27 protein-coding genes are annotated in these 24,830 nt (G+C 68.5%); 13 read left to right on the top strand and 14 right to left on the bottom strand.

Annotated features, from left to right (window positions below; all coding sequences use genetic code 11):
- Positions 1–103 precede the first annotated feature (103 nt).
- Entirely contained in the window at positions 104–1,252 is a 1,149-nt protein-coding gene (locus INR38_RS16960) for an acyltransferase (protein ID WP_012202833.1), read from the top strand.
- Positions 1,253–1,332: 80 nt separating this feature from the next.
- On the opposite strand, the gene INR38_RS16955 is transcribed toward INR38_RS16960, so the two are convergent.
- The 3 genes from INR38_RS16955 to INR38_RS16945 all read right to left on the bottom strand — a co-directional run bounded on the left by INR38_RS16955 (position 1,333) and on the right by INR38_RS16945 (position 4,935).
- A complete protein-coding gene (locus INR38_RS16955; RefSeq protein ID WP_013804552.1) occupies positions 1,333–1,980 on the bottom strand; it encodes a DUF924 family protein in 648 nt (215 codons plus the stop codon).
- A gap of 200 nt (positions 1,981–2,180) precedes the next feature.
- Positions 2,181–3,581 (bottom strand): type II toxin-antitoxin system HipA family toxin YjjJ, encoded by a 1,401-nt coding sequence (yjjJ, locus tag INR38_RS16950; RefSeq protein ID WP_207443427.1) that lies wholly within the window; start codon positions 3,579–3,581, stop codon positions 2,181–2,183.
- Positions 3,582–3,861: 280 nt separating this feature from the next.
- Positions 3,862–4,935, bottom strand: a complete 1,074-nt coding sequence (locus INR38_RS16945) for a porin (RefSeq protein ID WP_123694441.1) — start codon at positions 4,933–4,935, stop codon at positions 3,862–3,864.
- A gap of 273 nt (positions 4,936–5,208) precedes the next feature.
- Here INR38_RS16945 and INR38_RS16940 point away from each other — a divergent pair, with 273 nt between their 5' ends.
- Positions 5,209–5,778: a DUF1439 domain-containing protein gene (locus tag INR38_RS16940; RefSeq protein ID WP_065346849.1), complete on the top strand. Its 570-nt coding sequence runs from the start codon at positions 5,209–5,211 to the stop codon at positions 5,776–5,778.
- A 39-nt stretch (positions 5,779–5,817) separates the two neighbouring features.
- Here the strand turns inward: INR38_RS16940 and INR38_RS16935 are convergent, their stop codons facing one another.
- Positions 5,818–6,804: a tripartite tricarboxylate transporter substrate binding protein gene (locus tag INR38_RS16935; protein WP_207443426.1), complete on the bottom strand. Its 987-nt coding sequence runs from the start codon at positions 6,802–6,804 to the stop codon at positions 5,818–5,820.
- 142 nt (positions 6,805–6,946) lie between these two features.
- On the opposite strand from INR38_RS16935, the gene INR38_RS16930 reads away from it, so the two are divergent.
- Both INR38_RS16930 and INR38_RS16925 read left to right on the top strand, forming a co-directional pair.
- Positions 6,947–7,669, top strand: a complete 723-nt coding sequence (locus INR38_RS16930) for a glutathione S-transferase C-terminal domain-containing protein (protein ID WP_071954138.1) — start codon at positions 6,947–6,949, stop codon at positions 7,667–7,669.
- Positions 7,670–7,801: 132 nt separating this feature from the next.
- Positions 7,802–8,848, top strand: coding sequence for a pirin family protein (locus tag INR38_RS16925; RefSeq protein ID WP_043825395.1), 1,047 nt, complete (start codon positions 7,802–7,804; stop codon positions 8,846–8,848).
- A 16-nt stretch (positions 8,849–8,864) separates the two neighbouring features.
- Here the strand turns inward: INR38_RS16925 and INR38_RS16920 are convergent, their stop codons facing one another.
- Genes INR38_RS16920 through INR38_RS16910 form a run of 3 tightly spaced genes read right to left on the bottom strand, consistent with a single transcriptional unit; the run spans position 8,865 to position 11,742 of the window.
- A complete protein-coding gene (locus INR38_RS16920) occupies positions 8,865–9,317 on the bottom strand; it encodes a carboxymuconolactone decarboxylase family protein (protein ID WP_207443425.1) in 453 nt (150 codons plus the stop codon).
- Positions 9,318–9,332: 15 nt separating this feature from the next.
- Positions 9,333–10,709, bottom strand: a complete 1,377-nt coding sequence (locus INR38_RS16915) for a lyase family protein (protein WP_207443424.1) — start codon at positions 10,707–10,709, stop codon at positions 9,333–9,335.
- 16 nt (positions 10,710–10,725) lie between these two features.
- Positions 10,726–11,742 (bottom strand): tripartite tricarboxylate transporter substrate binding protein, encoded by a 1,017-nt coding sequence (locus INR38_RS16910; protein ID WP_192367422.1) that lies wholly within the window; start codon positions 11,740–11,742, stop codon positions 10,726–10,728.
- A 100-nt stretch (positions 11,743–11,842) separates the two neighbouring features.
- On the opposite strand from INR38_RS16910, the gene INR38_RS16905 reads away from it, so the two are divergent.
- The gene (locus tag INR38_RS16905) at positions 11,843–12,745 is read left to right on the top strand and encodes a LysR family transcriptional regulator (RefSeq protein ID WP_043825400.1); all 903 of its coding nucleotides are present in this window, start codon (positions 11,843–11,845) and stop codon (positions 12,743–12,745) included.
- A gap of 111 nt (positions 12,746–12,856) precedes the next feature.
- Positions 12,857–13,327 (top strand): peptidylprolyl isomerase, encoded by a 471-nt coding sequence (locus INR38_RS16900; RefSeq protein ID WP_034399899.1) that lies wholly within the window; start codon positions 12,857–12,859, stop codon positions 13,325–13,327.
- An 87-nt stretch (positions 13,328–13,414) separates the two neighbouring features.
- Here INR38_RS16900 and INR38_RS16895 read toward each other — a convergent pair whose 3' ends face one another.
- The gene (locus tag INR38_RS16895) at positions 13,415–14,260 is read right to left on the bottom strand and encodes a class III extradiol dioxygenase family protein (RefSeq protein WP_207443423.1); all 846 of its coding nucleotides are present in this window, start codon (positions 14,258–14,260) and stop codon (positions 13,415–13,417) included.
- A 47-nt stretch (positions 14,261–14,307) separates the two neighbouring features.
- Positions 14,308–14,649: a protocatechuate 4,5-dioxygenase subunit alpha gene (locus INR38_RS16890; protein WP_016449852.1), complete on the bottom strand. Its 342-nt coding sequence runs from the start codon at positions 14,647–14,649 to the stop codon at positions 14,308–14,310.
- A gap of 76 nt (positions 14,650–14,725) precedes the next feature.
- On the opposite strand from INR38_RS16890, the gene INR38_RS16885 reads away from it, so the two are divergent.
- Positions 14,726–15,745 carry a LysR family transcriptional regulator gene (locus INR38_RS16885; RefSeq protein WP_207443422.1) on the top strand — a complete coding sequence of 340 codons (1,020 nt, stop codon included), beginning with the start codon at positions 14,726–14,728 and terminating at the stop codon, positions 15,743–15,745.
- Here INR38_RS16885 and INR38_RS16880 read toward each other — a convergent pair.
- Positions 15,647–16,528 carry a type 1 glutamine amidotransferase gene (locus INR38_RS16880; RefSeq protein ID WP_012202849.1) on the bottom strand — a complete coding sequence of 294 codons (882 nt, stop codon included), beginning with the start codon at positions 16,526–16,528 and terminating at the stop codon, positions 15,647–15,649. The two genes, INR38_RS16885 and INR38_RS16880, sit on opposite strands and share 99 nt — an antisense overlap.
- Positions 16,529–16,900: 372 nt before the next feature.
- Here INR38_RS16880 and INR38_RS16875 point away from each other — a divergent pair, with 372 nt between their 5' ends.
- Positions 16,901–17,281 carry an HPF/RaiA family ribosome-associated protein gene (locus tag INR38_RS16875; protein WP_012202850.1) on the top strand — a complete coding sequence of 127 codons (381 nt, stop codon included), beginning with the start codon at positions 16,901–16,903 and terminating at the stop codon, positions 17,279–17,281.
- A gap of 101 nt (positions 17,282–17,382) precedes the next feature.
- On the opposite strand, the gene INR38_RS16870 is transcribed toward INR38_RS16875, so the two are convergent.
- Entirely contained in the window at positions 17,383–18,336 is a 954-nt protein-coding gene (locus INR38_RS16870; protein ID WP_207443421.1) for a pirin family protein, read from the bottom strand.
- A gap of 191 nt (positions 18,337–18,527) precedes the next feature.
- Here INR38_RS16870 and INR38_RS16865 point away from each other — a divergent pair, with 191 nt between their 5' ends.
- Entirely contained in the window at positions 18,528–18,824 is a 297-nt protein-coding gene (locus INR38_RS16865) for a hypothetical protein (protein WP_012202852.1), read from the top strand.
- Positions 18,825–18,906: 82 nt separating this feature from the next.
- Here the strand turns inward: INR38_RS16865 and INR38_RS16860 are convergent, their stop codons facing one another.
- Positions 18,907–19,317 (bottom strand): OsmC family protein, encoded by a 411-nt coding sequence (locus INR38_RS16860; RefSeq protein ID WP_012202853.1) that lies wholly within the window; start codon positions 19,315–19,317, stop codon positions 18,907–18,909.
- Positions 19,318–19,373: 56 nt separating this feature from the next.
- A complete protein-coding gene (locus INR38_RS16855) occupies positions 19,374–20,270 on the bottom strand; it encodes an MBL fold metallo-hydrolase (protein WP_207443420.1) in 897 nt (298 codons plus the stop codon).
- 85 nt (positions 20,271–20,355) lie between these two features.
- On the opposite strand from INR38_RS16855, the gene INR38_RS16850 reads away from it, so the two are divergent.
- The 4 genes from INR38_RS16850 to INR38_RS16835 all read left to right on the top strand — a co-directional run bounded on the left by INR38_RS16850 (position 20,356) and on the right by INR38_RS16835 (position 23,525).
- Entirely contained in the window at positions 20,356–20,673 is a 318-nt protein-coding gene (locus tag INR38_RS16850; RefSeq protein ID WP_012202855.1) for a metalloregulator ArsR/SmtB family transcription factor, read from the top strand.
- 27 nt (positions 20,674–20,700) lie between these two features.
- Positions 20,701–21,231: a rhodanese family protein gene (locus tag INR38_RS16845; protein ID WP_088165822.1), complete on the top strand. Its 531-nt coding sequence runs from the start codon at positions 20,701–20,703 to the stop codon at positions 21,229–21,231.
- A gap of 100 nt (positions 21,232–21,331) precedes the next feature.
- The gene (locus INR38_RS16840) at positions 21,332–22,714 is read left to right on the top strand and encodes an aminopeptidase P N-terminal domain-containing protein (RefSeq protein WP_097204092.1); all 1,383 of its coding nucleotides are present in this window, start codon (positions 21,332–21,334) and stop codon (positions 22,712–22,714) included.
- On the top strand, positions 22,707–23,525 hold the full coding sequence (locus INR38_RS16835) for a hypothetical protein (RefSeq protein WP_012202858.1): 819 nt from the start codon (positions 22,707–22,709) through the stop codon (positions 23,523–23,525). The genes INR38_RS16840 and INR38_RS16835 overlap by 8 nt, the downstream gene beginning before the upstream one ends.
- Positions 23,526–23,527: 2 nt before the next feature.
- Here the strand turns inward: INR38_RS16835 and INR38_RS16830 are convergent, their stop codons facing one another.
- Positions 23,528–24,793: a TIGR03118 family protein gene (locus tag INR38_RS16830; protein ID WP_012202859.1), complete on the bottom strand. Its 1,266-nt coding sequence runs from the start codon at positions 24,791–24,793 to the stop codon at positions 23,528–23,530.
- Positions 24,794–24,830 lie beyond the last annotated feature (37 nt).

The following is a 24,830-nucleotide window of genomic DNA, read 5'->3' as shown; positions in this document are numbered from 1 at the left end:
CTCGCGGATTGCTGGTCACAGCATCCGCCGGGAACCTTGGGGCGTGCCGTCTCTCTTATCGCGCTGGACCATGCGTTGCGACCCTCCCGGGGACGGCTGCGCCATGTCCGCGTGCTCCATTTTTCATGGGGTTTGTTCATGGCCCGGGGCGTATGCCCCGGCGTTGGAAAGGTGTCCGGTTTTGGTGGTCAAGGATTTCAAACTGCACTACAACCCCGCCCTTGACGGGCTGCGGGGCGTGGCGATCCTGTTGGTGATCTTGTCGCACTCCCATGCGCCTTTGTTCGATGGCGCATTCTTCGGGGTGGACCTGTTCTTCGTGCTCAGCGGCTATCTGATCACCTCGCTGCTGCTGATGGAGAACGAATCCGAAGGCCGCATCGGCTTCTGGCGCTTCTATCGCCGCCGCTTCTATCGCCTGATGCCGGCGCTGGCCCTGTTCCTGGGCGCGTACTGCATCTTCGCGCCCTTTCTGTGGCCGGACCTGAACGACATCTACACCGATGCGCTGGTCTCCATCCTCTATCTGGCCGACTACGGCATCGCCTTCTTCGACAGCCCGGACACGCTGCTGCACATGTGGTCGCTGTCGGTGGAGGAGCATTTCTACCTGATCTGGCCGCCGCTGCTGGTGCTGCTGCTGCGCTTTTCCAAGCCGGGCCGTCTGTGGCGCCCGATTGCCCTGCTGTGGGCGCTGAGCTGGCTGTGGCGCGTGTACTGGGTGGACCAGGGCCAGCACTTCTATGAGATCTTCTTTCGCTTCGACACCCGTGCCTCGGGCCTGTTCGCCGGTGCGCTGCTGGCGGCGGTGATGATCGAGCGGCCCGACTTCATCGCTGCACTGAAGGCGCGCATGCACCACGCCATGTGGGTGCCGCTGGCCGTGCCGCTGTTGATGGCGCTGCAATGGGATAACCAGGACGCCATGGTCTGGGGCATCACCGTGGTGGAATGCGCCGCCGTGGTGCTGCTGGTGGCTGCAAGCCAGGGCTCGGGCCTGGTCTTCGACATGCTGTCGTCGCCCACGCTGGTGAAGCTGGGCCGCCTGTCCTATGGCGTCTACCTCTGGCACTACCCGGTGGTGCGCTATCTGCGCGCCGACTTCTCGTGGCCCGTGGTGGTGGCGCTGGGCCTGGCGATCTCGGTGGCGCTGTCGGCGCTGTCGTTCTACACGATCGAGCGCTGGGCGCTGCGCATGCGCGATGGCGAGCGCAAGGGCGGCGAGCGCCAGCCGCAGGCGCAGCCGGCCTGAATGCCGGCAGCGCGCCGAAAGCAAAAAGGGAACGTTGGCACGTTCCCTTTTTTTGTGGGTGAAGGAGATCCGCTGCGCTCTCAGAACCCTGAGCCGGGCTGGGACAGGTACTGCAGTTCCTCGGCCGTGCTGGTGCGGCCCAGGATGGCATTGCGGTGCGGAAAGCGGCCGTAGCGCACGATGACGTCGCGGTGCCGGTGGGCGTAGTCCAGCGTGCCGGCCAGGAACTCGCGCACGCCCTCGCCGCCAGCGTCACCGGCCTGGTCGGCCAGGGCCTGGAAGGCCGCCACGCTGCGGTCCTGCAGGGCCAGGTCTTCGGCATGCTCCAGCGGCAGGTAGCAGAAGATGCGCGCCACGGCAGGCAGGTCGGCATGCCGGTCATGGCCCAGGGCGATGCCGTCCAGCGCCAGCTGCAGCGCCTGCGGGTCGCCTGCAAAGCTGCGTGCCGTGCCCCGGAACAGGTTGCGCGTGAACTGGTCCAGCAACACGATCAGCGCCAGCCGCCCCAGCGCCGTGCCGGCCCAGCCGTCCAGTTGGCCGGCCAGCGCATCTTCGACCAGGGCGCCGAAGCGCTCGCGGATCTGATCGTCAGTGGCATCGGACTTGATGAACCACAGGTTCTTGCAGGCCAGGGCGCCCGCGTTGTCGGGATGCGCGGAGCCCAGCCAGTAGCTGAGCACGTCTGCGATGCGCGGGTCTGCGGCGTGAGAAGGGGCAATGCTTGTCATCGGTGGCCAGGCTCTTGTCGGATGAGGAAGCCTTCGATTGTGCAGGCGGTGGCGTACTGCCCTTGTGGATGGCAGGTTTTGCGCAGACAAAGCACAGCTTGTGCAAATGTTTTTCAAGAGAATGTGCACAGGATTTTCAAGAGAAATTACCGGTGTTATCCACAGATTGGTGTTCGGATTTCATTGATGGTGCCTGTCAATCAGGCACTCATGAATTCAAGATTTCGCGCAGCGATGCTGCGAAATTCCCCGGAGATGCGCGCATCCTGCGCCACGGCCTGCCAGAAGCGGCGTGCCAGCGCCTGGGCATGCGGCCATTCGGCCAGCGTGGCGGCCGTGGGTCGCTGAGGCTGGGCGCCGAAGTCGCGCTCCACGATCTCGCCGTTGATGGGCATGTAGAGCATGGGCAGCATGTCGTAGGTGGGCGACAGCGCCCAGTCGCCATGGGGCTGCGGCAGCACGAAGGAGATGTTGCCGTAGTGCCGGTCGGTGTTGGCGATGAGCTGGCCGTAGGCTTCGAGCAGGCGCAGGCTGCGCGCGTCGGCCTCGGTGATGAGGCCGCGTGCGGCCAGGCGGTTGGCCGTGGCTGCCCAGTTGTCCACCTCGCCCACGTACTGGGCATTGAGCACCTGCAGGGACACCATGCCGATGCGTCCAGGGTTGCTGCCCGGGTGGGCCTGTGAGACTGGCACATCGCTCGGTCCATCGCCTGGCACAACGCTTGGCACATCGCCCGGCGCCGGCTGGCTGCGGTCGAAGCGCTCCGATTCGAGGAAGGCGCGGCCGCCATCGAGGAACAGCCGCGTGCGCGCTGCGGGCAGGCCGTCTTCGGCCAGGGTCTGCAGTGCCAGGTGCTCGCAGACCAGCAGGTCGCGGATGCGCTGCTCGGCCGGCGCGTTGCCTGCCGGGGAGAACTTGACGATGACGCTGCGCCCGGCCGTGATGCAGCAGAACTTGGGCTGCTCGCCGCCCGCCGACGAGCCCGGATGCGTGCCCTGCATGGCCTGCATGGCCAGGCGCGGATAGTCGGCCGCAGAGGCGGCGCGCAGCGTGCGCGCGGGCAGGGAGTGGAAGCGCTCGAAGGCGGCTTCGCCCACGATGAGGTTGCCCGGCAGGTCTTCGCCAAAGCGGGCCAGGGCGCGCAGCACATCGTCCTCGCCCCACTGGCGCGGGTCGCCGCCCAGCTGCAGTTCGGGGTGGCTGTGCGCAAAGCTGCGGCCGATGAAGCCCTGGGGCCGCATGTCGTCCAGGAACCAGGGCAGGCCGTCGTGCTGCTCGCTGAGGCCGTCGGCCTCATCCACCCAGAAGCCGCCGCCGTGCAGGGCGATCATGCGGCCGAAGGGTGATGCATGGCCTTCGGTGTCCACGCGCATGATGGCCACCTCGGCGCCCACGCCCGCCACCTGGCGCGGCAGCACATAGCGCTGTGTGCGCGCCGCCCCCACCTTGCGCACCTGGCCCGACTGGATCAGCGGTGCCAGTGCGCGCGACACCGTGGGCTGGCTCACGCCCAGCATCTGCTGCAACTCGCGTGCCGCCAGCGCACCGCCCTGGCGGCGCAGTGCTGCCAGCACCTGCAGGGAGAGGTCTTCAGTGGCCATGGGGAATCAATTCATGAATGGATGAAGCAAGGGGTTAATTTATTGAAAATCAAGGATTTATGCAAATACATGAATGGATATATGAATAGATAAAAAAACCGCGCCCAAGGGCGCGGCAAAGCTGGATTTCGCGGCGGCTTGCAGGTCTGCGAATCACGATCACAGCCTGTGAAACTGGCGTGCTCCAACTCAGAGACGCCGAGCAAGAGCCGCCTCGCGGCGGGGGCGCCTAGCCGAGGGCGTCGTCCCCTGGGGGAAGCGGCGCCAGCCGCTCAGGGGGTCAGAAATTGTGCGTGATACCCAGGCTGATGCCGCTGGCGCGTGTCTTGTTGCCTGCGCCCTGATATCCGTTCTTCCACTTGGTCGTGTCCAGTTCCAGGAACAGGCTGGTGCGCTTGGACAGCTGGTAGTCCACAAAGCCGATCAGGCGCTGGAAGCCGTCGTCGCCCTGGCCCGTGCGCTCGCGGTCCACCTTGTAGTAGCCGCCGTTCAGGCCGATGACGGGCGTGACGGCATAGCGCGCGCCCACGGCCAGGATCTTGTTCGTGGTTTTCGCGGTGTCGCTGGTCTCGGCCTTGTTGCGGCCGTAGTTGAGCATCAGGCGCAGGTCGCCACGGCTCCAGGCGCCACCGATGTTGGCGGCGTCCAGCGTGCGTCCGCTGGCGTCGTGGAACTGGGTGTAGGCGCTGGTCAGCACCAGATCGTCCTGGCGCCAGTCCAGGCCCAGGCCGCGCGTGTCCAGGCGCGAGGCCGACACGCCGGTCTCGCCGAAGCTGTACATGGCGCGCGCCGTGAGGCCTCCAAAGCTGCCCGAGTACTTGATGGAGTTGTTGACGCGGTTGGAGCCCACCTTGGTGTTGGTGGCGCCCCATTCGTTGTTCAGGCCGTGGCCCGTGAGGCTGGTGACCTGGATGTTGGGGTTCAGGCCCGCAAAGCGCAGGGCGATGGGATCGACCAGGCCCACGGAGTCGGAGATCAGCGTGTTCTGCCGGCCAGCCGTGACCGCGCCCCAGTGGCCGGCCAGGCCCACGATGGCCGCCCGGTCGAAGGTGCCGGCCACGCCGCCGATGCCGCCCACGTCGGCGCCCAGCGTGGATTCGAGGTTGAAGATGGCGCGCAGGCCGCCGCCCAGGTCCTCGCTGCCGCGTATGCCCCAGCGGCTGGTGGGACCCACGCCGCTGTTGACCGAGCCCATGCTGCCCGCAGCCGGCGCATTGGCGCCCGACAGGCCGCTTTGCGCGCGCACCGACACGTCGATGATGCCGTACAGGCTCACGCTGCTGGTGGATTGCGCCAGGGCGGGGCCGGCCGCGCAGCCTGTGGCCAGCAGGGCGAGGGCGATGTTCTTCTTCATGGTGTCTCCTTGATTTCTTCTGGAAGGCGGGAACTTTGCGAGCGGCCGAGTTTCCGTATGGGAGCCGGTACTGCCTATGTCCGGCGGGCACTAGCTGCTATGTCGTTTCGTTCTCGAAGTGGCTGCGCGCAGGTGCCGGGCAACACCCACTGCAGGGACAGGGAATAGCCCCTGGCGGGACAATGTCGCTCTCAAAAAACATAGCGCCATGCGTATGGCATGCATGGCGCTTCAGGGTTTCGTGTCGGGCTTTCTGAGGCTTGTGCTGTCGTGATGAATCGCCGCTTTTTGTTGATGGTCGTGGCAGCGGGCTGGAGCCTGGCCGCGACCGGATGTTCGGGAAAGTCCGGACCTGGGAATGTCTCGGTTTCGCGGCAAAGGCTGCAGGAGGTGGTGGCCCAGCGCTTTCCCCGGCAGTTCCCCGTGGCCGGCATGCTGCAGCTCAAGCTGCATTCGCCGGTGCTGGGATTGCTGCCCGAGCGCAACGCGCTCAATGCGGTGCTGCAGGCCGATCTGTCGGGGCCCGTGCTCAAGCAGGGCTATGGCGGCCATCTGAACCTGGACTTCGCGCTGCGCTACGAGCCCACGGACCGCACGCTGCGCGCCCACCAGATCAAGGTCAACAGCCTGGTCATCAATGACCTGGCGCCCGCCATGAGCGACATGCTCACCACCTATGCCAGCGCGCTGGCCGAGCAGGCGCTGGGCCAGCTCGTGCTCTACCAGCTGCAGGACAAGGAACTGGCCCTGATGGACTCGCTGAACATGGAGCCTGGCGCCATCACGGTGACGCCGGACGGCCTGAGCGTGGCCCTGGTCCAGAAGCCCGTCGCGCCGCGCTGAGCGCAGCGGCGCGCCTTTGTCCTTACCTTCGCCTGCGCCTCAGTCCGCGCGGATATTGGCCGCGCGGATCACCTCGCCCAGCTCGGCACTCTCGGCCTGAATGAAGGCGCCGAACTCGGCCGGCGTGCCGCCCATGGGCGATGCGCCGATGTCGGCCAGCTTCTGCAGCACGGCGGGCTGGGCCAGGCTCTTGTTCAAAGCCTGGTTCAGCGCCTGCACCACGGCCGGCGGCGTGCCGGCCGGCGCCACCAGGCCCCACCACACGGTGGCCTGCACGTTCACGCCCAGCGAACGTGCCGTGGGCACACCCGGCAACAGGCGCGAACCATTGTGGTTGAGCACCGCCAGGGCGCGCAGCGCACCGCTGCCCACATGGCCTGCCACCTCCAGCGGGTTGATGGCCATGAAGTCCAGCCGCCCGCCCAGCAGGTCGGTCACGGCGGCCGAGCCGCCCTTGTAGGGAATGTGCACGGCCTGGAAGCCGCCTGCGCGCTCCAGCAGGGCGCTGGCCATGTGGCCCGAGCTGCCCACGCCAGCCGTGCCATAGGACAGCGAACCGGCCTTGGCCTTGCCGGCGGCGATCAGTTCGGCCAGGTTCTTGTGGGGCGACTTGGCGTTGACCACCACGACCAGCGGCGCCTCGCCGATGCGGCCCACCGGGATGAGGTCCTTGAGCGGATCGAAATTGAGCTTGGCGTACAGCGCCTTGTTGGTGGTCAGCGTGTTGGATGCCGTCAGCAGCAGGTAGCCGTCGGCCGCGCCGCGTGCCACCGCGCCCATGCCGATGTTGGTGCCGCCGCCGGGCTTGTTGTCCACCACCAGGGACTGGCCCAGCAACTCGGCCATGGGCGGCGTGACCAGGCGCGTGATGATGTCCACGCCGCCGCCGGGCGAGTAGGGCACGACCACGGTCACGGGGCGCTCGGGGTAGCCGGCCGCTGTGGCGACCAGGGGCAGGGCCGCCCAGGCGGCGGCGGTGGTGCCGAGCAGGGCCAGTGCGTGGCGGCGGGTGGAATGTCTTGTCATGCATGTCTCCGTTGATTGTTATGACCCGGCGGCAGGGCGGGGTCCGCCATTATTTAGCGTGCCAAGCATGGCTGGGCGCCGAACGTTACGATGCAGCGGCCATCGATTTCTTGGCGAACCCGTCCAGCCTTCAAGGTGCCCCATGACTTCACAGAATCCGCTTTCCGCCTTTTCCGTCACGCGCAAGTGGCCGGCCACGCAGCCGGACCGCATCCAGCTGTATTCCCTGCCCACGCCCAACGGCGTCAAGGTGTCGATCGCTCTGGAGGAGATGGGCCTGCCGTATGAGGCGCACCGCGTGGGCTTCGAGAGCAATGACCAGCTCTCGCCCGAGTTCGTGGACACCTTTCCCAACAACAAGATCCCGGCCATCCTGGACCCGCAAGGCCCGGGCGGAAAGCCGCTGGCGCTGTTTGAATCGGGCGCCATCCTGGTCTACCTGGCCGAGAAGTCCGGCAGCCCGCTGCTGCCCGCCGACCCGGCAGCGCGCTATGAAACGCTGCAGTGGCTGATGTTCCAGATGGGGGGCGTCGGCCCCATGTTCGGCCAGCTGGGGTTCTTCCACAAATTCGCGGGCAAGGACTTCGAGGACAAGCGCCCGCGCGACCGCTACGTGAACGAGTCCGTGCGCCTGCTGGGCGTGCTGGAGCGCCGCCTGGCCGGCCGCGCCTGGGTGATGGGCGAGCAGTTCACCATTGCCGACATCGCCCTGTGGCCCTGGGTACGCAACATGGTGGTGGAGCAGGGCTACAACGCGGCCGAACTGCTGGGCTGGGAGCGCTTTCCCGAGCTGCAGCGCGTGCTGGCCGCCTTCGTGGCGCGCCCGGCCGTGCAAAAGGGCCTGGTGACGCCGCCGCGCAACTGACCCGGCGGGCGTTGCATTCCTGGGCCGCACTGTCCCAGCCATGGTGGCTTTCAAAACGGGCGCGGGGGCCGCATCTGTCCGAGAATGCAGCGCCCCCTTTTTTCTTGCGGGCGCAGCCTCACAGGAGCCACGATGACCGCAGCCACCACCCCCGTCCTCCAGAGCCAGCCACTGGGCCCGCTGTGGCCCACCATGGACCCCTTCCTGTTCTGTGCCCACCATGACGATGCCTATCCGCCCAGCGATGGCCGCCTGGGCGTGCAGGCCGTGGACCTGGAAGGCCGCCAGATGGGCAGCGACTTCAGCCGCAAGGACGGCTTTTCCATGTACCACGGCGACGGCGTGCCGGGCTTTCCCGGCCACCCGCACCGCGGCTTCGAGACCGTGACCCTGGTGCGCAAGGGCCTGATCGACCATTCCGATTCGCTGGGCGCGGCCGCGCGCTTTGGCGGCGGCGACGTGCAGTGGCTGACGGCCGGCAAGGGAATCCAGCATTCGGAGATGTTCCCGCTGCTCGACAGCGACGCGCCCAATCCGCTGGAGCTGTTCCAGATCTGGCTGAACCTGCCTGCGCGCTCCAAGATGGTGGAGCCGCACTTCACCATGTTCTGGAACGAACGCATCCCGCGCCTGGAGCACGCAGACGCCGCAGGCCGCAGGACCGTGGTCACCGTGGTGGCAGGCAGCCTGCCCGGCACGGCGGCCGCCCTGCCGCCGCCGCCCGAATCCTGGGCCTCGCAACCCGAGGGCGACGTTGCCATCTGGACGCTGCGCCTGGAGCCCGGCGCACGCTGGACGCTGCCGCGCGCAGCCGGCGCGGACACGCAGCGCATGCTGTATTTCTTTGCAGGCCAGGCACTGCAGGTCGGGCCCACGGCGCTGGCACAGCATGCGGCCCTGCATGTGGATGCCACGCAGGACTGGGAACTGCACAACAGCGGCGCCGACGCCGTGGAATGCCTGGTGCTGCAGGGCCGCCCCATTGGCGAGAGCGTGGCGCAGTACGGCCCCTTCGTGATGAACACGCAGCAGGAAATCATGCAGGCCATGCAGGACTACCGGCGCACCCAGTTCGGCGGGTGGCCCTGGGCCGAGCAGGACCCGGTGCATGGCGCAGAGAACCGGCGCTTTGCGCGCTATCCGGGCGCTGCGGCCGAGGAGCAGCCGCCGGCTGCCTGAGTCCGGTCAGGCCGCGTCAGGTCGCGTCTGCGGGTGGATGAAAGCTGGCCGGCGCGGGCGTGCGCCCCAGCTCCTTGAGGATCTTCAGCGTGATGGCCATGCCGGTGTTGCCTGCGGGCACGCCGGCATAGACGGCGGTCTGCAGCAGCACTTCGCGGATGGTGTCCAGGTCCAGCGGCGCGGCCTCGGCATCGGACGGGTCGGCCAGCAGGCCCGTGCGGATGTGCAGCTCGAACTCTTCCCAGCGGCCCATGGATGCCGTGATGGCCAGCACCATGATGCGGCGCGTGCGGCGCTCCAGGCCGGGGCGGCTCCAGATGCCGTCCCAGGCATAGGCCGTGATCATGCGCTGGAACTCCACATTCAGTTCGTTGGCGCGCGCCACGGATTGGTCCACCCATTCATCGCCCAGCACGCGGCGGCGGTTGGCAAGGCCGCGCTGCAGGGCGTCGGCGGAAGATTCGGTCATGGCGGGGTTCCTGTGTCAAGCATGGGAATGGGCATTGGCGTGGGCGTGGGTCTGCGGCGCTGCCAGCAGCGCCAGGCACGCATCATGCGATGCCTGCACGGCGCGGGCCGGGTCGCAGGCCCGGGCCAGCGCATCTTGCAGCGCCTGCAGGGCCGCTGCGTCCAGCCGGGGCGCGGCCCATTCGGCCAGCAGCAGGCGCAGCTCGCGCCCCTGCTCCAGCGCCTGCGGGGCCAGCAGTTCCACGGCGGCCAGGGCCTCGGGCTTGCCTGTCCAGGGCGCCATGGCGTGCACGCAGGCCTCTGAAAACACCAGTCCGTGCAGGCCCCGCACATGGCCCAGCATGCGCTGCGGATGCACCTGCAGCGACTGCGCGGCCTGGCGCAATGCGGCGGCGGCGCCATGCACATGGCGCCACAGGTCGGGCCAGTGCGCGACCTCGGACTGCCACTCGCCCAGCGCGCGCTCATGGGCCTGGGCCATGCAGCCCAGCAGCAGGGCCGCAAGCTGGGGCACGGCCTGGGCCTGTGCCACCGCCTGCATCAGGTGCACGGGATTGCGCTTGTGCGGCATGGCGCTGGAGGTGCTGCCGCGCGGCGCCTCGCTGACCTCGCCCACCTCGTACTGCGACATCAGCGACCAGTCCTTGGCCAGCTTGGCCAGGCTGCCGCCGCATACGGCGGCCTCCATGGCCAGGCGCATCCAGTCGTCGCGCTGGGTATGCCAGCTGCGGCCGCAGGCCGACAGGCTCAGGCGCCGGGCCAGTGCCTGCTCCACCTCGGCACGGTGGCTTCCCAGCACGGCGCCATTGCCCACGGCGCCGCCCAATTGCACGCACAGCGCAGCGGTGGCAAGCCTTTCAAACTGTTCGATGCTGCGGCCCACGGCGGCAGCCGACTGCGCGCACTTGAATCCGAAGCTGGTGATCTGCGCGGGCTGCAGCAGGCTGCGCGCCAGCATGGGCGTGGCCGCGTGCGTGCGGGCCAGGGCCTGCAGTGCGGACTGCAGCGCGTCCAGCTCGGCCAGCAGCGCCTGCAGGGCCGGCTGCGTGAGCAGGGCCTGCGCCGTGTCCACGGCGTCCTGCGTGGTCGCACCCCAGTGCAGCCAGGGCAGGCCTTCCGGGGCGTGGGCCTGCAGCCACTGCTGCAGCGGCCGCACCACGGCCAGGCCCAGCGCGCCGCTGGCGCGTGCCTGCTCCACCACGCCTTCGCACGTGAGCGGCGCCTGCGCGCAGGCGCGCGCAATGGCCTCGGCGGCCGGGCGCGGCACCAGGCCGCAGTCGGCCTGGGCCTGGGCCAGCGCGCTCTCGAAGCGCAGCAGCGCCTGCAGCCAGCGCGCGTCTGCAAACCAGTGGCCGCTGTCGGCGGGGCCCAGATAGTCCTTCACCAATGACATGCTGTCCTTGCCGGTCTCAGGCCGTGGCGCCCGAGGCCTTGATCACGGCCGCCCACTTGGCGCTCTCCACCTGGATGCGGGCCGCGTACTGCGCGCCATCGCCCAGCAGCGGCACGGCGCCCTCGATGCCCAGGCGCGACTGGAAGGATTCGGAAGACGCCACCTTGAGGATGTCGCGCCCCAGCGCGCGCACCGTCTCGGCAGGCGTGCCCTTGGGCGCGAGGATGCCGTAGGTCAGCGAGCTCTCGAAGTCGGCCAGCGCACGCACGCCGGACTCGGCCACCGTGGGCACGTCGGGCAGCTGGGGCTGGCGTTTGGCGCCGGTCACGGCCAGGGCGCGCAGCTTGCCGGCCTTCACCAGGGCCATGGCCGCGGGAATCACGCCAAAGCTGAAATCCACATTGCCGCCCACCAGGTCGGTCAGCGACGGGGCCGTGCCCTTGTATGGCACGTGGATGGCCTTGGCGCCCAGAGCGTGGGCGAACATCTCGCCCGTCAGGTGGCCGCCCGTGCCCGAGCCGCTGGAGGCGTAGTTCATCTCGCCGCTGCGCTTGCGCATCTGCTCGGCCAGATCGGCCACGCTGCGCGCGGGCGAGGAAGCCGGCACGACCAGCAGCAGGGCCGACGAAGCGAACATGGCCACCGGCTGCAGATCGGTGGCTGCATTGAACTTGAGGCCCGGGTACAGCGAGGGATTGATGGACACCGTGCCCGTATGGCCCAGCAGCCAGGTGCTGCCGTCGCCGGCTGCACGCACCACGGCTTCCGTGCCCAGGTTGCCGCCCGCGCCGGCCTTGTTCTCCACGATCATCCCGTAGCCGAAGGACTCGTTGAGGCCATGCGCCATCTGCCGCGCAAACACATCGTTGCCGCCGCCCGGCGCAAACGGCACCACCAGTCGGCTGCCGCGCTTTTGGGCCCAGGCCGGCAGCGCACAGGCGGCCAGCGCGGCGGCGGCGGTGGACAGCCACATCCGGCGCGGCAAAGAGGTCTGAGAGGCTTGAGCGGTTTGAGAGGTGGGCCGGGAATCCATGCGTCTGTCTCCTGAAATAGTCGTTGTCACGCAGTGTGGTGCAGCACAGCCTGGGAAAACAGCAGTTGCATCTGCGTTGTGATTCAAGAAAATGTGTGAAATGGACGTGAGATACATACACAATTTCTTGAGAGTGGTGGACACCGGCTCCATGTCCGAAGCCGCTCGCCAGCTGGACCTGAGCCCCTCGGCCATTGCCCAGCAGATGCGCGTGCTGGAGGGCGAGCTGGGCGCGCCGCTGCTGGTGCGCCATGGCCGCAGCGTGCGCGCCACCGAGGCGGGCGAGCGGCTGTTCGAGCGTGGTCGCCAGTTGCTGCAGGACTTCGAGGGCCTGCGCGAATGGGTGGCCTCGGACGCGGACGGCGGCGAGCTGCGGCTGGGCACCGTGAACACGGCGCTGCACGGCTTTGTGCCCGCCGTGATGCGGGCCTTCGTGGCGCGCCACGCCGAGGTGCGCATCAGCGTGCGCGCCGGCCTCACGCCCGAGCTGTACACGGCCCTGGTCCAGTCCGAGCTGGACGTGCTGATCTGCCTGCAACCCTCGTTCGACCTGCCCAAGACCGTGTGCTGGGCCGAGCTGCGCCAGGAGCCTTTGGTCGTGCTGTGCCGTGCCCGCGATGCGCAGCAGGACCCGCTGGCCCTGCTGCGCACCCGGCCCCTGGTGCGCTACGACCGTTCCCTGGCCGGTGGCCGGCTGGCCGACCGCTACCTGCGCGCCCAGGGCATTGCGCCGCTGGAGCGCATGGAACTGAACTCGGTGCTGGCCGTGGCCATGATGGTGGACCAGGGCCTGGGCGTGGGCCTGGTGCCCGACATAGGCCCCGTGCTCTCCCAGGGCCGCGACGTGCGCGTGCTGGCGCTGCCGGAGCAGGGCGCTGCTGCGGACGGAGCTGGCTCCCGCCCCGCCGATGCGCGCAAGGTCGGCCTGCTGTGGCTGAACACCTCGGCCCGCGCGCGCTGGGCGCGCAGCCTGCTCGAATGTGCGCGCGAGTGCCTGGCTTGAGGTTGGGCGGCCGGTGAACCCACGGCCGCGACGCTGGAATGCCCCAGGTCGCCGACAATGGCAGCTTTGCGCGGCGCGCCTTCTGCGCTGCGGTTTTCCAAGGCCTTTGCCATGAACATCACCAAAGACACCGCCGTCACCATCAACTACAAGATCACCGACAAGCTGGGCAAACTGCTCGACAAGGGCGACGTGGCCTATCTGCACGGCGGCTACGACAACATCTTCGCCAAGGTGGAAGCCGCCCTGGACGGCAAGGCCGTGGGCGACACGCTGACCGTGGACCTGGCCGTGGAAGACGCCTTCGGCGCGCGCGACGAGAGCCTGACCCGCACCATCCCCAAGGGCGAGTTCCCGCCCGGCGTGAAGGTCGGCGGCCAGCTGCGCGGCACCGATGACCAGGGCCAGCCCCAGATCTACCACGTGGTCAAGATCAAGGGCCCCGTGGTGCTGCTGGACGGCAACCACCCGCTGGCCGGCATGGCGCTGCACTTTGCCTGCAAGGTGACTGAAGTGCGCGCGGCCAAGCCCGAGGAAATCGAGCACCGCCACGTGCACGGCGGCCACGGCCACCACCATTGAGAGGCAGGGCCGGGATACACCCGGTCCGCACGGCCCCGCAAAGCACAAAGGCCGCCTGGCATGCCCGGCGGCCTTTGTGTTTTCCGACTAGACCGCCTCCAGCGCCAGCAGCGCCGTGGCGGTGTTGGAGATCGGTATGTGGTAGTTGCCGTGCACGCGGCGCACGCCGGGCGCAGCCGCGGACAGGGCGCCGCGCATGGCCAGCCACATCAGCAGTTCCACGCCCTGGGTGCCGGTCTTTTCCACCAGTTCATGCACGCTGAACTGCGTGGCCCATTCGGGATTGGTGGCCATGCTTTCAAGGAACTGCAGGTCGAAGGCCTTGTTGATGAAGCCCGCGCGCTCGCCATCGAGCTGGTGCGACAGGCCTCCTGAGGCAATGACGGCCACGCGCTGGTCGCTGTTCCAGCGCGCGATGGCCCGGCCCACGGCCTGGCCCAGCGCATAGCAGCGGCGTGCCGAGGGCAGCGGGAACTGCACGGTGTTGATGCACACCGGCACGACGGCCACAGGGCAGTCGCCCTCGGGCCAGAACAGCTTGAGCGGCAGCGTGCAGGCGTGGTCCACCAGCATTTCCTGGCAGCTGACCACGTCGAAATCCTCGCCCACCAGGGACTCGATCAGGTGCCATGACAGCTCCGTGTGGCCGCGCAGCGGTGCCAGCGTGGGAATGCCCCAGCCTTCGTCGGCGTTGCAGTAGCGCTCGGCCGCGCCCACGGCGAAGGTGGGCATTTTGTCGAGGAAGAAGTTCAGGCCGTGGTCGTTGTAGAACATCACCACCACGTCGGGGCGCTGCGTGGCCAGCCATTCGCGGATGGGCGGGAAGCCGTCGAAGAAGGGCTTCCAGTAGGGCTCGTTCTGCAGGCCCTTGTGGATGGCGTTGCCGATGGCGGGTATGTGCGAGGTGCCGAGGCCGCCGATGAGATGTGCCATGGTGGGTGTCTCCTGTGCTGTGTCTTGCGTGTGGTCTGCGGCGGGGCTCAGGCGTGCGAGCGCAGCAGGGCCTGGAATTCGGCCTTGGTCATGCCGGTCTGCTGGGCGCCTATGTCCTGCATGTCCAGGTGAAAGATGCCGGCCAGCTTGGCCAGGTAGTAGGCGTTGCCGCCGGCCGCGATCATCTGCAGCACGTTGCGGGCGCGCACGGCCTCGGCCTGCTCCTGGTTCAGCCCGTAGCTGCGCATATAGGCCTCCTCGTCGGCCAGGAAGGCCTGGCGGTTGGCCAGCTCGTTGAAGGAAAAGCACATGCTGTTGAGCGCATAGCCCTTGCGGGCCTGCCTGCCGTCGAACAGGGTGGTGCCGGGAATCTGCGGCTGATCGGCCATGTTTTGTCTCCGGTATTTGCGTTGGATCAGCGGCAGTGTCCGGCCCGCGTTGCCAAAGATAAAGCGGCGGCCAATCATGGAATGCATGAGACAAATCGATGGATCGCAGCTCGATGGCAGGCTGCTGCAACTGCTGCTGGCCGTGCTGGAGACCGGCAGCGTCACGGCGGCGGCGCAGCGCCTGGGCGTGACGCAATCGGCCGTCAGCCATCTGCTGGACAAGCTGCGCGCCATCACGGGCGACCGATTGTTCGTGCGGCAGGGGCGGGGCATTGCGCCCACGGCCCATGCGCTGGCGCTGCAGGACCCGGCGCGCGAGCTGCTGCGGCAGATGCAGCAGTTCGGCCAGGGGCCCAGCTTTGACCCCGCGCACTGGCGTGCCGAGATCACCATTGCCGCCAACGACCTGCAGCGCGAACTGCTGCTGCCCGCGCTGGCCCAGCGCCTGCGCTCAGCCGCGCCCGGGACGGTGCTGCGCGTGATCGACAGCGGCGCGCCGGATGCCGAACTGCTGCGCTCGGACGCCTGCCTGCTGGCCATCAGCCCGCGCCCGCCCGATGCCACGGACATCGTGCAAAAGCGCCTGTTCAGCGATGAGTACGCAGTCTTCTATGACAGCGCCGTGCGACAGCCGCCGGCCAGCCTGGCCGACTATCTGCACGCCGACCACGCCACCGTGGCCTATGCCGACCGCCAGGCGCTGGACCTGGACCTGCAACTGCAGGCGCGCGGGCTGGAGCGCCGCTTTGCCGTGCGCGTGCCGGGCTTTGCGGCGCTGGCCGCCTTTGTGCGCGGCACGCCGCTGCTGGCGACGGCGCCGTCGCTGCTGGGCCGCACGGCCCTGTCATCGCTGGCCAGCTTTGCCGTGCCCGTGGACTGCCCGCCGCTGCCCATGTTCATGATCTGGCACACGCGCCACCAGGCCGATCCCGCCCATGCGTGGCTGCGCGGGCAGTTGCAGCAGGTGGTGGCGCAGGCGCTTGGAGGCGCCGGGCCGTCAATGCCTGCGAAGCAAGGCGCGGCGCAGCAGGCGTGCTGCGCGGTTGCGGATCTGGAAGGGGCTGTGGCTCACGGCCGGGCTCACGCGGGCGCGTGAGCAGGCAGCCAGGAAGTCGCGCAGCAGCACGCTGTCATCCAGCGTGCTGGTGTCCGGGTTGCGGAACTGGAATTCGGGGTGCCACTGCGTGGCCGCGATATAGCTCTTGAGCGTGCCGGGCTTGCGGAAGATGGCCTCGGGAATGCGGTCGGGCAGGCTCCAGGCCTCCACATCGAACTCGGGCGCCACGTCCTTGATGCCCTGGTGGTGGATGCTGTTCACGCGTGCGCGGTCCAGCGTGGGGTACAGCGCCTCCAGCCGGCTGCCGGGCACGATGGCGATGTCGTGGTAGTGGCGGTCGTACTCGGTGGGATTGCGGTGCAGCTGCGAGCCGGGCACCTGGGTCTCGATGTCCTGGTAGAGCGTTCCGCCGAAGGCCACGTTGATCAGCTGCAGACCGCGGCAGACGCCGAAGATGGGCTTGCCGGCCTGGGAAAACGCCTCGACCACGGCCAGGTCGTAGAGGTCGCGCACGCGGTCGCCCAGCCATTCGGGGCGCATGGGTTCCTCGCCATAGCTGCCGGGCCAGACATCGGCGCCGCCGTGCATGACCACGCCGTCCAGCCACTCGGCATAGTGCTCCAGCGTCACGTCGCCGCGCGCGGTCTCTCCTGTGGGGCAGGGCACCATCACCACCATGGCGCCGGCCGACATGATCCAGTGCGCTATCGATTGCTCCACGTACTGCAGCGTCTTGCCCGTGAAAAGCGGACGCTGCGGGTCCGCATGGGAGAAACAGGCCGAAAGGCCGATCTTGAGGCGGCGTGAGGCAAGTGGGCTCATGGGGTGGTGGGCAAGGGGAAAGTCCTGATGACCACGTTGTAAGCCCAATCGTGCCTGCGACCTGTAGGAAGGGGTTGAACGCCCGCGACCGGCGCAGGGCCATCACTGCAAATAGGTGTAGGTGAATGCAAGAGTTGTCTTGAGGCATCTCAAGCTTTTTCCGTCCATTCGTGCAGGCGCCCCGCCCGCGGGTGTAGCCTGTAGGCAGGGGTTGGGGCTGCGGATGCTGCAGCGCGAAAAACCTGACGACGCAGGGTGCGACTTGCTGTGCAGGCAGCCCGCATGGCGTTACGATGGATTCGCCAGTTCATCAATGGCCCCGACAACCCCGCCGCGCCGGTGGTGCGGCTTTTGGCGACTAGGAGGATATGCATGCAAGTTCAGGTTCATGCCGACGATTCGATCCAGGGTGGCGAGTCCTTGGCGCAATGGGCGCAGGAAGAGATCAACGCCAAGCTGGCGAGATTCAAGGACTACGTGGTACGCGTGGAGGTTTTCCTCACCGGCGTCGATGCGCTCAAGACCTCCGGCGCTCCCGGCAAGCGCTGCGTTCTGGAGACCCGGGCCAATGGCCGCCCGCCGATCGCCGTGAACGCCGAGGCTGAAAAGGTCAAGGATGCCTTCAACGCGGCCATTGAAAAGCTGAAGCGGGCCGTGGAGACCGACCTGGGCAAGCTCAAGGACAAGAACGGCCGCGAGAGCGTTCGCGGCGTGGAAGACGGCACCGAGGTGGATGCGGCCAGCCCGGCCTGACCCTCGAAATTCCCGCAACACAAACGGCAAGGCGCCCCATTTGGGGCGCCTTTTGGTTGGGCAGGGCCATGGCTGCAGGTCGATTACCGCAGCAAGCGCGTTCAACGCGAGGCGCGCAGCACCACGCCGTCCAGCGAAGGCGCATGCAGCGGCTTCAGGGGCGATGCCAGCGGCGGCCCGAAGCGGCGCGCCGCACCTGCGGGCAGGGCCTGCGCATCCTGACCGGCCTCCGCTTCCCATTGCGCGCGGGCCTCGGCGATCTCCTCGCTGGTGCGGGCCACGAAGTTCCACCACAGCAAGATGGCTTCATCCATGGGCTCGCCGCCAATGACCAGCAGACGGCTGCCGGGCGTGGTCTCGATGGCGACCGAGGCCGTGCCCAGGGGCAGGTAGAGCAGTTCCTCCACCGGCAGGGGCTGGCCGTTCACGCTCACGCTGCCTTCCAGGCTGAGCACGGCATGCTCGAAATCGGCGCGCAGCGGCAGCGTGGCGACGGCATTGCCATTGCCCGCGCTGTCCGCATGCAGGTCCACGCTCATCAGGGGCGTGTGCACCTCGGCCGGCGATGTCAGGCCCAGCGCTTCGCCGGCCAGCACCGTGGCCGTGAAGTCGCCCACCGTGGTCCTGGGCAGCTCGGGGTAGTGCTGGAAGCGCGGCGGACCGTTGCGGTGCGACTCGGGCAGCGCAATCCACAGCTGTGCGGCGTGGATGTGCGAGGGCGTCTGGCTTTCCTCGGAGTGGGCGATGCCGTGGCCGGCCGTCATCAGGTTGACCTGGCCGGGGCGGATGATCTGGGTGTGGCCCAGGCTGTCGCGGTGCAGCACTTCGCCGCGGATCATCCAGGTGAAGGTCTGCAGGCCGATGTGCGGATGCGGGCCGACCTGCATGCCCGGTGGCGCGGGGTCGGCAGGTCCGGCGTGGTCGAGAAAGCACCAGGCGCCGACCTTGCGCAGGGCGCGCTGGGGAATGGCGCGCTGGATGGGAATGCCGCCCACATCGGCGGTGCGGGTGGGCAGGTGCTGGGGTTGGGTCTGGGGCTGGGACGTGTCGGACATGGTCGGATCGGCCTGTTTCGTGGGGGAAGCCACCAGTGTCGTGCAGCGCGGCGCAGCAGGCAAACGCGGCTCGCATCGATTGGGCCTGTTCGCTGACAGCGCGTTCTCAGGAACATTGTTTACATTCGAAGAACGGACCGGCGCCCGCCATTTTGGCGGGCGCCGGCCTCACTCTTACAGGAGAAAACGCCATGAATACATCCGTACAGACGCAAGCCGAAGCCGCTGAAGAGGCGGTCCAGAGCGCCGTGGAAGTCCAGCGATTCCCCGAGAAGTTCGAAGCCACGGTCACCGGCAATGTGCAGCACCGGGTAGGCGACGGCCCCCTGGAAGACATTCCGCGCGGCACCCGTGTGCAGGTGGCCACGGCCATCGGAAGCTATGTGCTGTCCTGGACCCAGGACGAGCAGCCGATCACCGTGTCGCTGGCCAAGCGCGAGTTCGAGCTCTATGTCGACACCGGGGAGATCGAGGTCAGCCAAGCCTGACGCCGGCCATGTCCCCATCCACTCCCAAAAGCCCTGCGGCCTGACAGCTGCAGGGCTTTTTGCATGGTGGCCCGGCCCGCGCTCAGGCCGGCAACTGCAGCGCGGTCTGGATGTGCACCTCGCCGGCCAGCAGCTTGTGCACGGGGCAGGCCTCGGCCACCTGCAGCAGGCGCTGGCGCTGCTCGTCGTCCAGCGCGCCTTGCAGCGTGATCTGGCGCTCGATCAGGTTGCCGCTGGCCGGCGTGCCTTCGGGGTTCAGGCGCAGTTGCACGTCCACCTGCTCCAGCTTCCACTGCTTGCGCGCCGCGTACATCTGCAGCGTGACCGTGGTGCAGGCGCCCAGGGCCGACAGCAGCAGCTGCAGCGGGTTGGGCGCCGTGTCGCCGCCGCCCTTGTCCGCAGGTTCGTCCACATGCCAGCTGTGGCCTTGGGGGTCGCCGAGCGTGACGCGATAGGGGGTGTCCGTGCTGGTGGCGTGGGCGCTGTGGATCATGGAAGGTCCTTTGTCCTGGGGTGTCGCAAGAGGGGTGGGAGAGGCAACGGACGACTCTACGCCTGCTTTGCGTCCGCTGCCCGGGGCCGGTGCTTCATGCGCAGCGGGATTTTGAGGTAGTGCACACCATTGGCCTCGGCCGCAGGCCAATGCCCTGCATGCATGTTGACCTGGATGGCGGGCAGCAGCAGGGCGGGCGCGGACAGCGTGGCGTCTCGCTGGTTGCGCATGGCCACGAAGCTGGCCTCGTCCACGCCCGTGTGCACATGCACATTGCCGGCGCGTTGCGCGTCCACCGTGGTTTCCCAGGCATGGCGGTCGCGGCCCGGCGCCTTGTAGTCATGGCACATGAACAACCGCGTTGCGGGCGGCAGGGCCAGCAGGCGCTGGATGGAGCGGAACAGCGTGCCCGCATCGCCGCCGGGGAAGTCGGCGCGCGCCGTGCCGTAGTCGGGCATGAACAGCGTATCGCCCACGAAGACCGCGTCCGCGATGCGGTAGGACACGCAGGCCGGCGTATGGCCGGGCGTGTGCATCACCTCGATGCGCAGCCCGCCCAGCGGCAGGCTGTCGCCGTCGGCCAGCAGCCGGTCGAAGGGCTGGTCGCCGCCGGACGCGGGCAGGTTGAAGACGGGGCGGAAGATGCGCTGCACCTCGCGGATGTGCTCGCCCACGGCAATCGGGGCGCCCGTGCGCTCGCGCAGGTACGGGGCTGCGCTGAGGTGATCGGCATGGGCATGGGTTTCCAGAATCCAGCGCACTCGCAGGCCCTGGGCCTGCGCGGCGTCCAGCACGGCATCGGCCGAGCCGGTGTGGGCCTGGCCGCTGGCGTGGTCGTAGTCGAGCACGGGGTCGATGACGGCGGCATCGGCCGTGTCCGCGTCCCAGGCCAGGTAGGTCACGGTGTGGGTTTTGGCGTCGAAGAACGGTGCAATGCGCAGCGGTGATGTCATGGAGGCACTCCTGGTTCGATGGCTCGTGTGCAGCCTGTCGGCAATTATATTAGAATTTGCTAAATTAGATTGTTCTTGATCAACCATGACCGAACCGACGCTCTCTCCCGAACAGGCCTTTTTGCAGCAGGGCGCTGCACGTGCCGCCGCGCTGCTGCGCGCCGTGGGCAACGAGAGGCGCCTGCTGGTGCTGTGCCTGCTGATCGAGCATGGCGAGCTGTCCGTGGGCGAATTGCTGCAGCAGATCCCGCTGAGCCAGTCGGCCCTGTCCCAGCACCTGGCCCGCATGCGCGAAGAGGGTCTGGTCGCCTACCGCCGCGAGTCGCAGACGCTGTACTACCGCATCGCCAATCCCGATGTGCAAAAGCTGGTGGCCACGCTCAAGAGCATCTTCTGCGCCTGAAATCCTCTGTTCCCAAGGAGCTGATCCATGTCCCTTTCCTCCGTCTCCTCCCAAGCCGCCCGCCAGATGCAGGAGCAGGGCGCCTGGCTCATCGACATCCGCGCGCCGGACGAACATGCGCGCGAACGCATAGGCGGCGCCCGCAGCTTGCCCATGGATCGCCTGGCGGCGGGAGCCCTGGCCGGCGCGCCCGCCGCCGTTGTGTTTCACTGCCGCTCCGGCCACCGCACGCGCCTCAACGCCCAGGCCCTGGCGGCAGCCTTGCCGCCCGGCTGTGCCGGCCATGTGCTCGACGGCGGCCTGGACGCCTGGAAGGCACAAGGCCTGCCCGTGCTGCGCGACAGCCGCCAGCCGCTGGAGCTGCAGCGCCAGGTGCAACTGGGCGCGGGCGGGCTGGCGCTGCTGGGCGCCGTGCTCGGCGCCACGGTGTCCCCGTGGTGGCACCTGCTGTCGGCCTTCGTGGGCTGCGGCCTGATCGTGGCCGGTGCCACGGGCTTTTGCGGATTGGCGCGCGTTCTGATGAAGGCGCCCTGGAACCGGCGCGCCCTGGGGCAGTGACGGCGCCTGCACTGAATCCAGCCTGACGCCTGCTGTCCGACCCCCAAGTTCCCCTGTTCAGGGGACTGTGGAGAACCCCGGACGGCAGTACGATAGCTGTATGACATCTGTTTACGCTCAACGCCGCGCACGCTTGGCCGCCCAGTTGGGCGCTGGCGGCATCGCCATCATTCCCACCGCTCCCGAGCGTCAGCGCAACCGGGACACCGGCTACCTGTACCGCCACGACAGCTACTTCTACTACCTGACCGGCTTTGCCGAGCCCAACGCCTGCCTGGTGCTGGCCGCCGACGGCACCAGCGTGCTGTTCTGCCAGCCCAAGGACCTGGAGCGCGAAATCTGGGACGGCATCCGCCTGGGCCCCGAGGCCGCCGTGGCCACGCTGGGCGTGAGCCAGGCGTTTTCCAGCGCCGAAATCGATACGCGCCTGCCCCGCCTGCTGGAGAACCGGGGCCGCCTCTGGTATCCGTTCGCCACGCATGAAGGCCTGGCCGTGCGCGTGGAAGGCTGGCTGGGCCAGGTGCGCGCGCGCGTGCGCTTTGGCGCGCTGTGCCCGGCCGAGCAGGGCGACCTGTGCACGCTGCTGGACGAGATGCGCCTGGTCAAGGACGCGCATGAGCAGGACATCATGCGCCGCGCCGCCGCCATCAGCGCCCAGGCCCATATCCGCGCCATGCAGCGCTCGGCACGCATGCTGCGCGCAGGCCAGGAGGTGCGCGAATACCACCTCGACGCCGAGTTGCTGCATGAATTCCGCCAGCAGGGCTCGCAGTACGTGGCCTACGGCTCCATCGTGGCGGCCGGCGCCAACGCCTGCGTGCTGCACTACCAGGCCGACAAGGCGCCCGTGCATGCGGGCGAGCTAGTGCTGATCGACGCGGGCTGCGAGCTCGACGGCTACGCCAGCGACATCACGCGCACCTTCCCTGCCGATGGCCGCTTCACCGGCCCGCAGCGCGCGCTCTACGAGCTGGTGCTGGACAGCCAGAAGGCCGCCGTGGCGGCCACGCGCGCCGGTGCGCGTTTCAACGATCCGCACGACGCCACCGTGGCCGTGCTGGCGCAGGGCATGCTGGACCTGGGCCTGCTGGACAAAAAGGTCTATGGCAACGCCCAGGACGTGATCGAGCAGCGCGCCTTCTTCCAGTTCTACATGCACCGCACGGGCCACTGGCTGGGCATGGACGTGCACGACTGCGGCAGCTATGTGGAGCCCTCGGAGCTGGGCCAGTCGCACGAGCGCAAGGACCCGCTGTCGGGCGAGACCATCACCAACCGCCCCAGCCGCATCCTGCGCCCGGGAATGTGCACCACCATCGAGCCGGGCATCTACGTGCGCCCTGCGGCCGGCGTGCCCGAGCAGTTCCACAACATCGGCATCCGCATCGAGGACGATGCCATCGTCACCGAGACGGGCTGCGAGCTGATCACGCGTGGCGTGCCCGTGGAGCCCGACGAGATAGAAGCCTTGATGCGTGACTGACAACGCCAGCCTGCCCACCACCGGCCCCGTGTCCACCCTCATGCCCGCCCCATCGGCCTATGTCCCACCCGCGCTGCCGCGGCTGAGCTGGCGCATCTTCACGGTGCTCTGGCTGCTGGGCCTGCCCGGCGTGGCGGCCATGGCCTGGTTCGTGCTGCCCGACTGGATGCGCCTGCTGGGCCTGCCCGTGGAGCCGCTGGCCACGCCGCTGGCCGGCATTGGCGTGATGGCCGCGCTGCTGGCCCTGCCCGTGGGCGTCGGGGTGTGGCTGGGGCCAAGGCTGGGCCTGTCCGCACCGCTGTTGACCACCTGGGTGGCCGGGCGTTCGCCCCAGCGCGCCGTGCGCTACCTCACGTTGCCAGGGCTGGCCGGCGGCGTGGTCGGCGCGGCCTGGCTGGTGACCCTGGCCCTGGCCTGGCCCGACGACCTGACCCTGATCGACCCCGTCTACGCCATGCCGCTGGGCGCCAAGATCCTGTACGCGGGCATCACGGCCGAGCTGGTGATGCGCCTGGGCGGCATGACGCTGGTGATGTGGCTGCTGTGGCGGCTGAGCGGGCGCACCGACCGCCGCCCGGGCTGGATGCTGGGCTGGTGGTCGGTGATGCTGTCGGCCCTGCTCTGGGGCTTGCTGCAGCTGGCGCTGGCCTGGGGTACCTGGGGCGGCCTGTCGGACGGGCTGGTGCTGCAGCTGCTGCTGTTCGAAATCGTCCACGGCGCCGTGGGCGGCTTCCTGTTCTGGCGCTATGGCCTGGAGGCGGCCATGGTGGCCCATGCGATCACCTATCTGCTCTCGCACGGGCTGGTGTGACTCTAGCCAAACCTCAGCGAGCCGAACAAGCCTTCGGTCTCATCCTTGGGGCCGGCCGCGAAGTACAGGGCGTTGCTGTCGCCCAGGGCCACGCCGTTGCCGAACTGCAGCGCCCACAGGCCGGGTATGGCGACCGGGCGATCCTGGCCATCGCGCAGCTCGTCCACGTAGCTGCCGCTGTCCAGGTCGAAGGCGCAGATGCGGCCCGCGCCGCCGAAGTTGCCCACCAGCAACCGGCCCGATAGCGGCCCGAAGTCGGGCGGTGCGATGGCCACGCCCCAGGGCGCGTTGAGCCTGCCGTCGTCTGAATAGATCCGCTGCAGGCGGCCGTCCAGATCGAACTCGGCCAGCTTGCCGCGCGCGGGGCGGTTGCCGGTTGCGGCCTCGCGCTCTGCATCCATGGCATCTTCCTCACCCGCGAAGAAGGCGCTGGCGTCCTCGGGGTCGGGCTGGCTCATGGCGTAGAGCACGAAGACGCGGTCTCTTGAGCCGTCGTTGACAACCTGGATGTTGAACGGCACGGGATCGCCAGGTCTGGCAACGCCGGCAGGGCCGCTGGCGAAGGGGTTGACGAAGCCCTGGGTGGGGGTGAGCTGCCACTGCGCGTCCAGTGTGCGGATCTGAGGCTGGTCGCCGAAATCGGCCAGCCACAGACGGTCCCAGCGGCCCGTATGCAGGGCCGCGCCGAAGAAGGCCATGCCCCGGCCCGTGCCATCGAAGACCTCGACGGCTGGGCCGTCCACGCGCACGATGGCGCCCGTCTCGGCGTCGCGCTCGGTCCAGGCGCTGACGCTGCCGCTGTCGGTCACGAAGACGAAGCGCGCCGCGCCGTCGAGCAGGCGCCCGCCTGCGGGCTGGCTGCGCACGCGGAACAGGTGGGATTCCAGGGGCGCGCCGTGGTAGACCACGCCAGTGACCTTGCCTGCGCTGCCGTCGTCGATGCGGGAGTCCGACTGGGGCACGGCCACCTTGCGAAGGCCGTCCTGGCGCAGTGTGCGCAGGCTTGGCTCGGACGAGCGCGAGACGTCACCCAGGAATTGCCAGGAAGTGCCACCGCCGCCAATCCAGAAATGGCCGCCTGCGCCGGCCGGGCGGATGGCAATGCCCCAGCCGTTGACGAAGTCGGGTTCCGTGAAGCGCGCGCCGTAGCCAGCATGGCTGGCGAGCAGGGGTGTCTGGAGGTAGCGGTTGGCGGGTGCGCCGCCGCCGCAGGCGGTCAGGGCCGAGGAGGCGAGGGCGCTCAGAACAAAATGTCGCCGGTCGAGCATGTTGGATTTTCTGGTGGCATGGCAAAGCGGTGGACGG

This window comes from Delftia sp. SD018 (genome assembly GCF_017355445.1).
Taxonomy (GTDB): domain Bacteria; phylum Pseudomonadota; class Gammaproteobacteria; order Burkholderiales; family Burkholderiaceae_C; genus Comamonas; species Comamonas acidovorans.
Note: the sequence above shows the minus strand (reverse complement) of the source record. Positions and strands in the feature narration are given on the sequence as shown.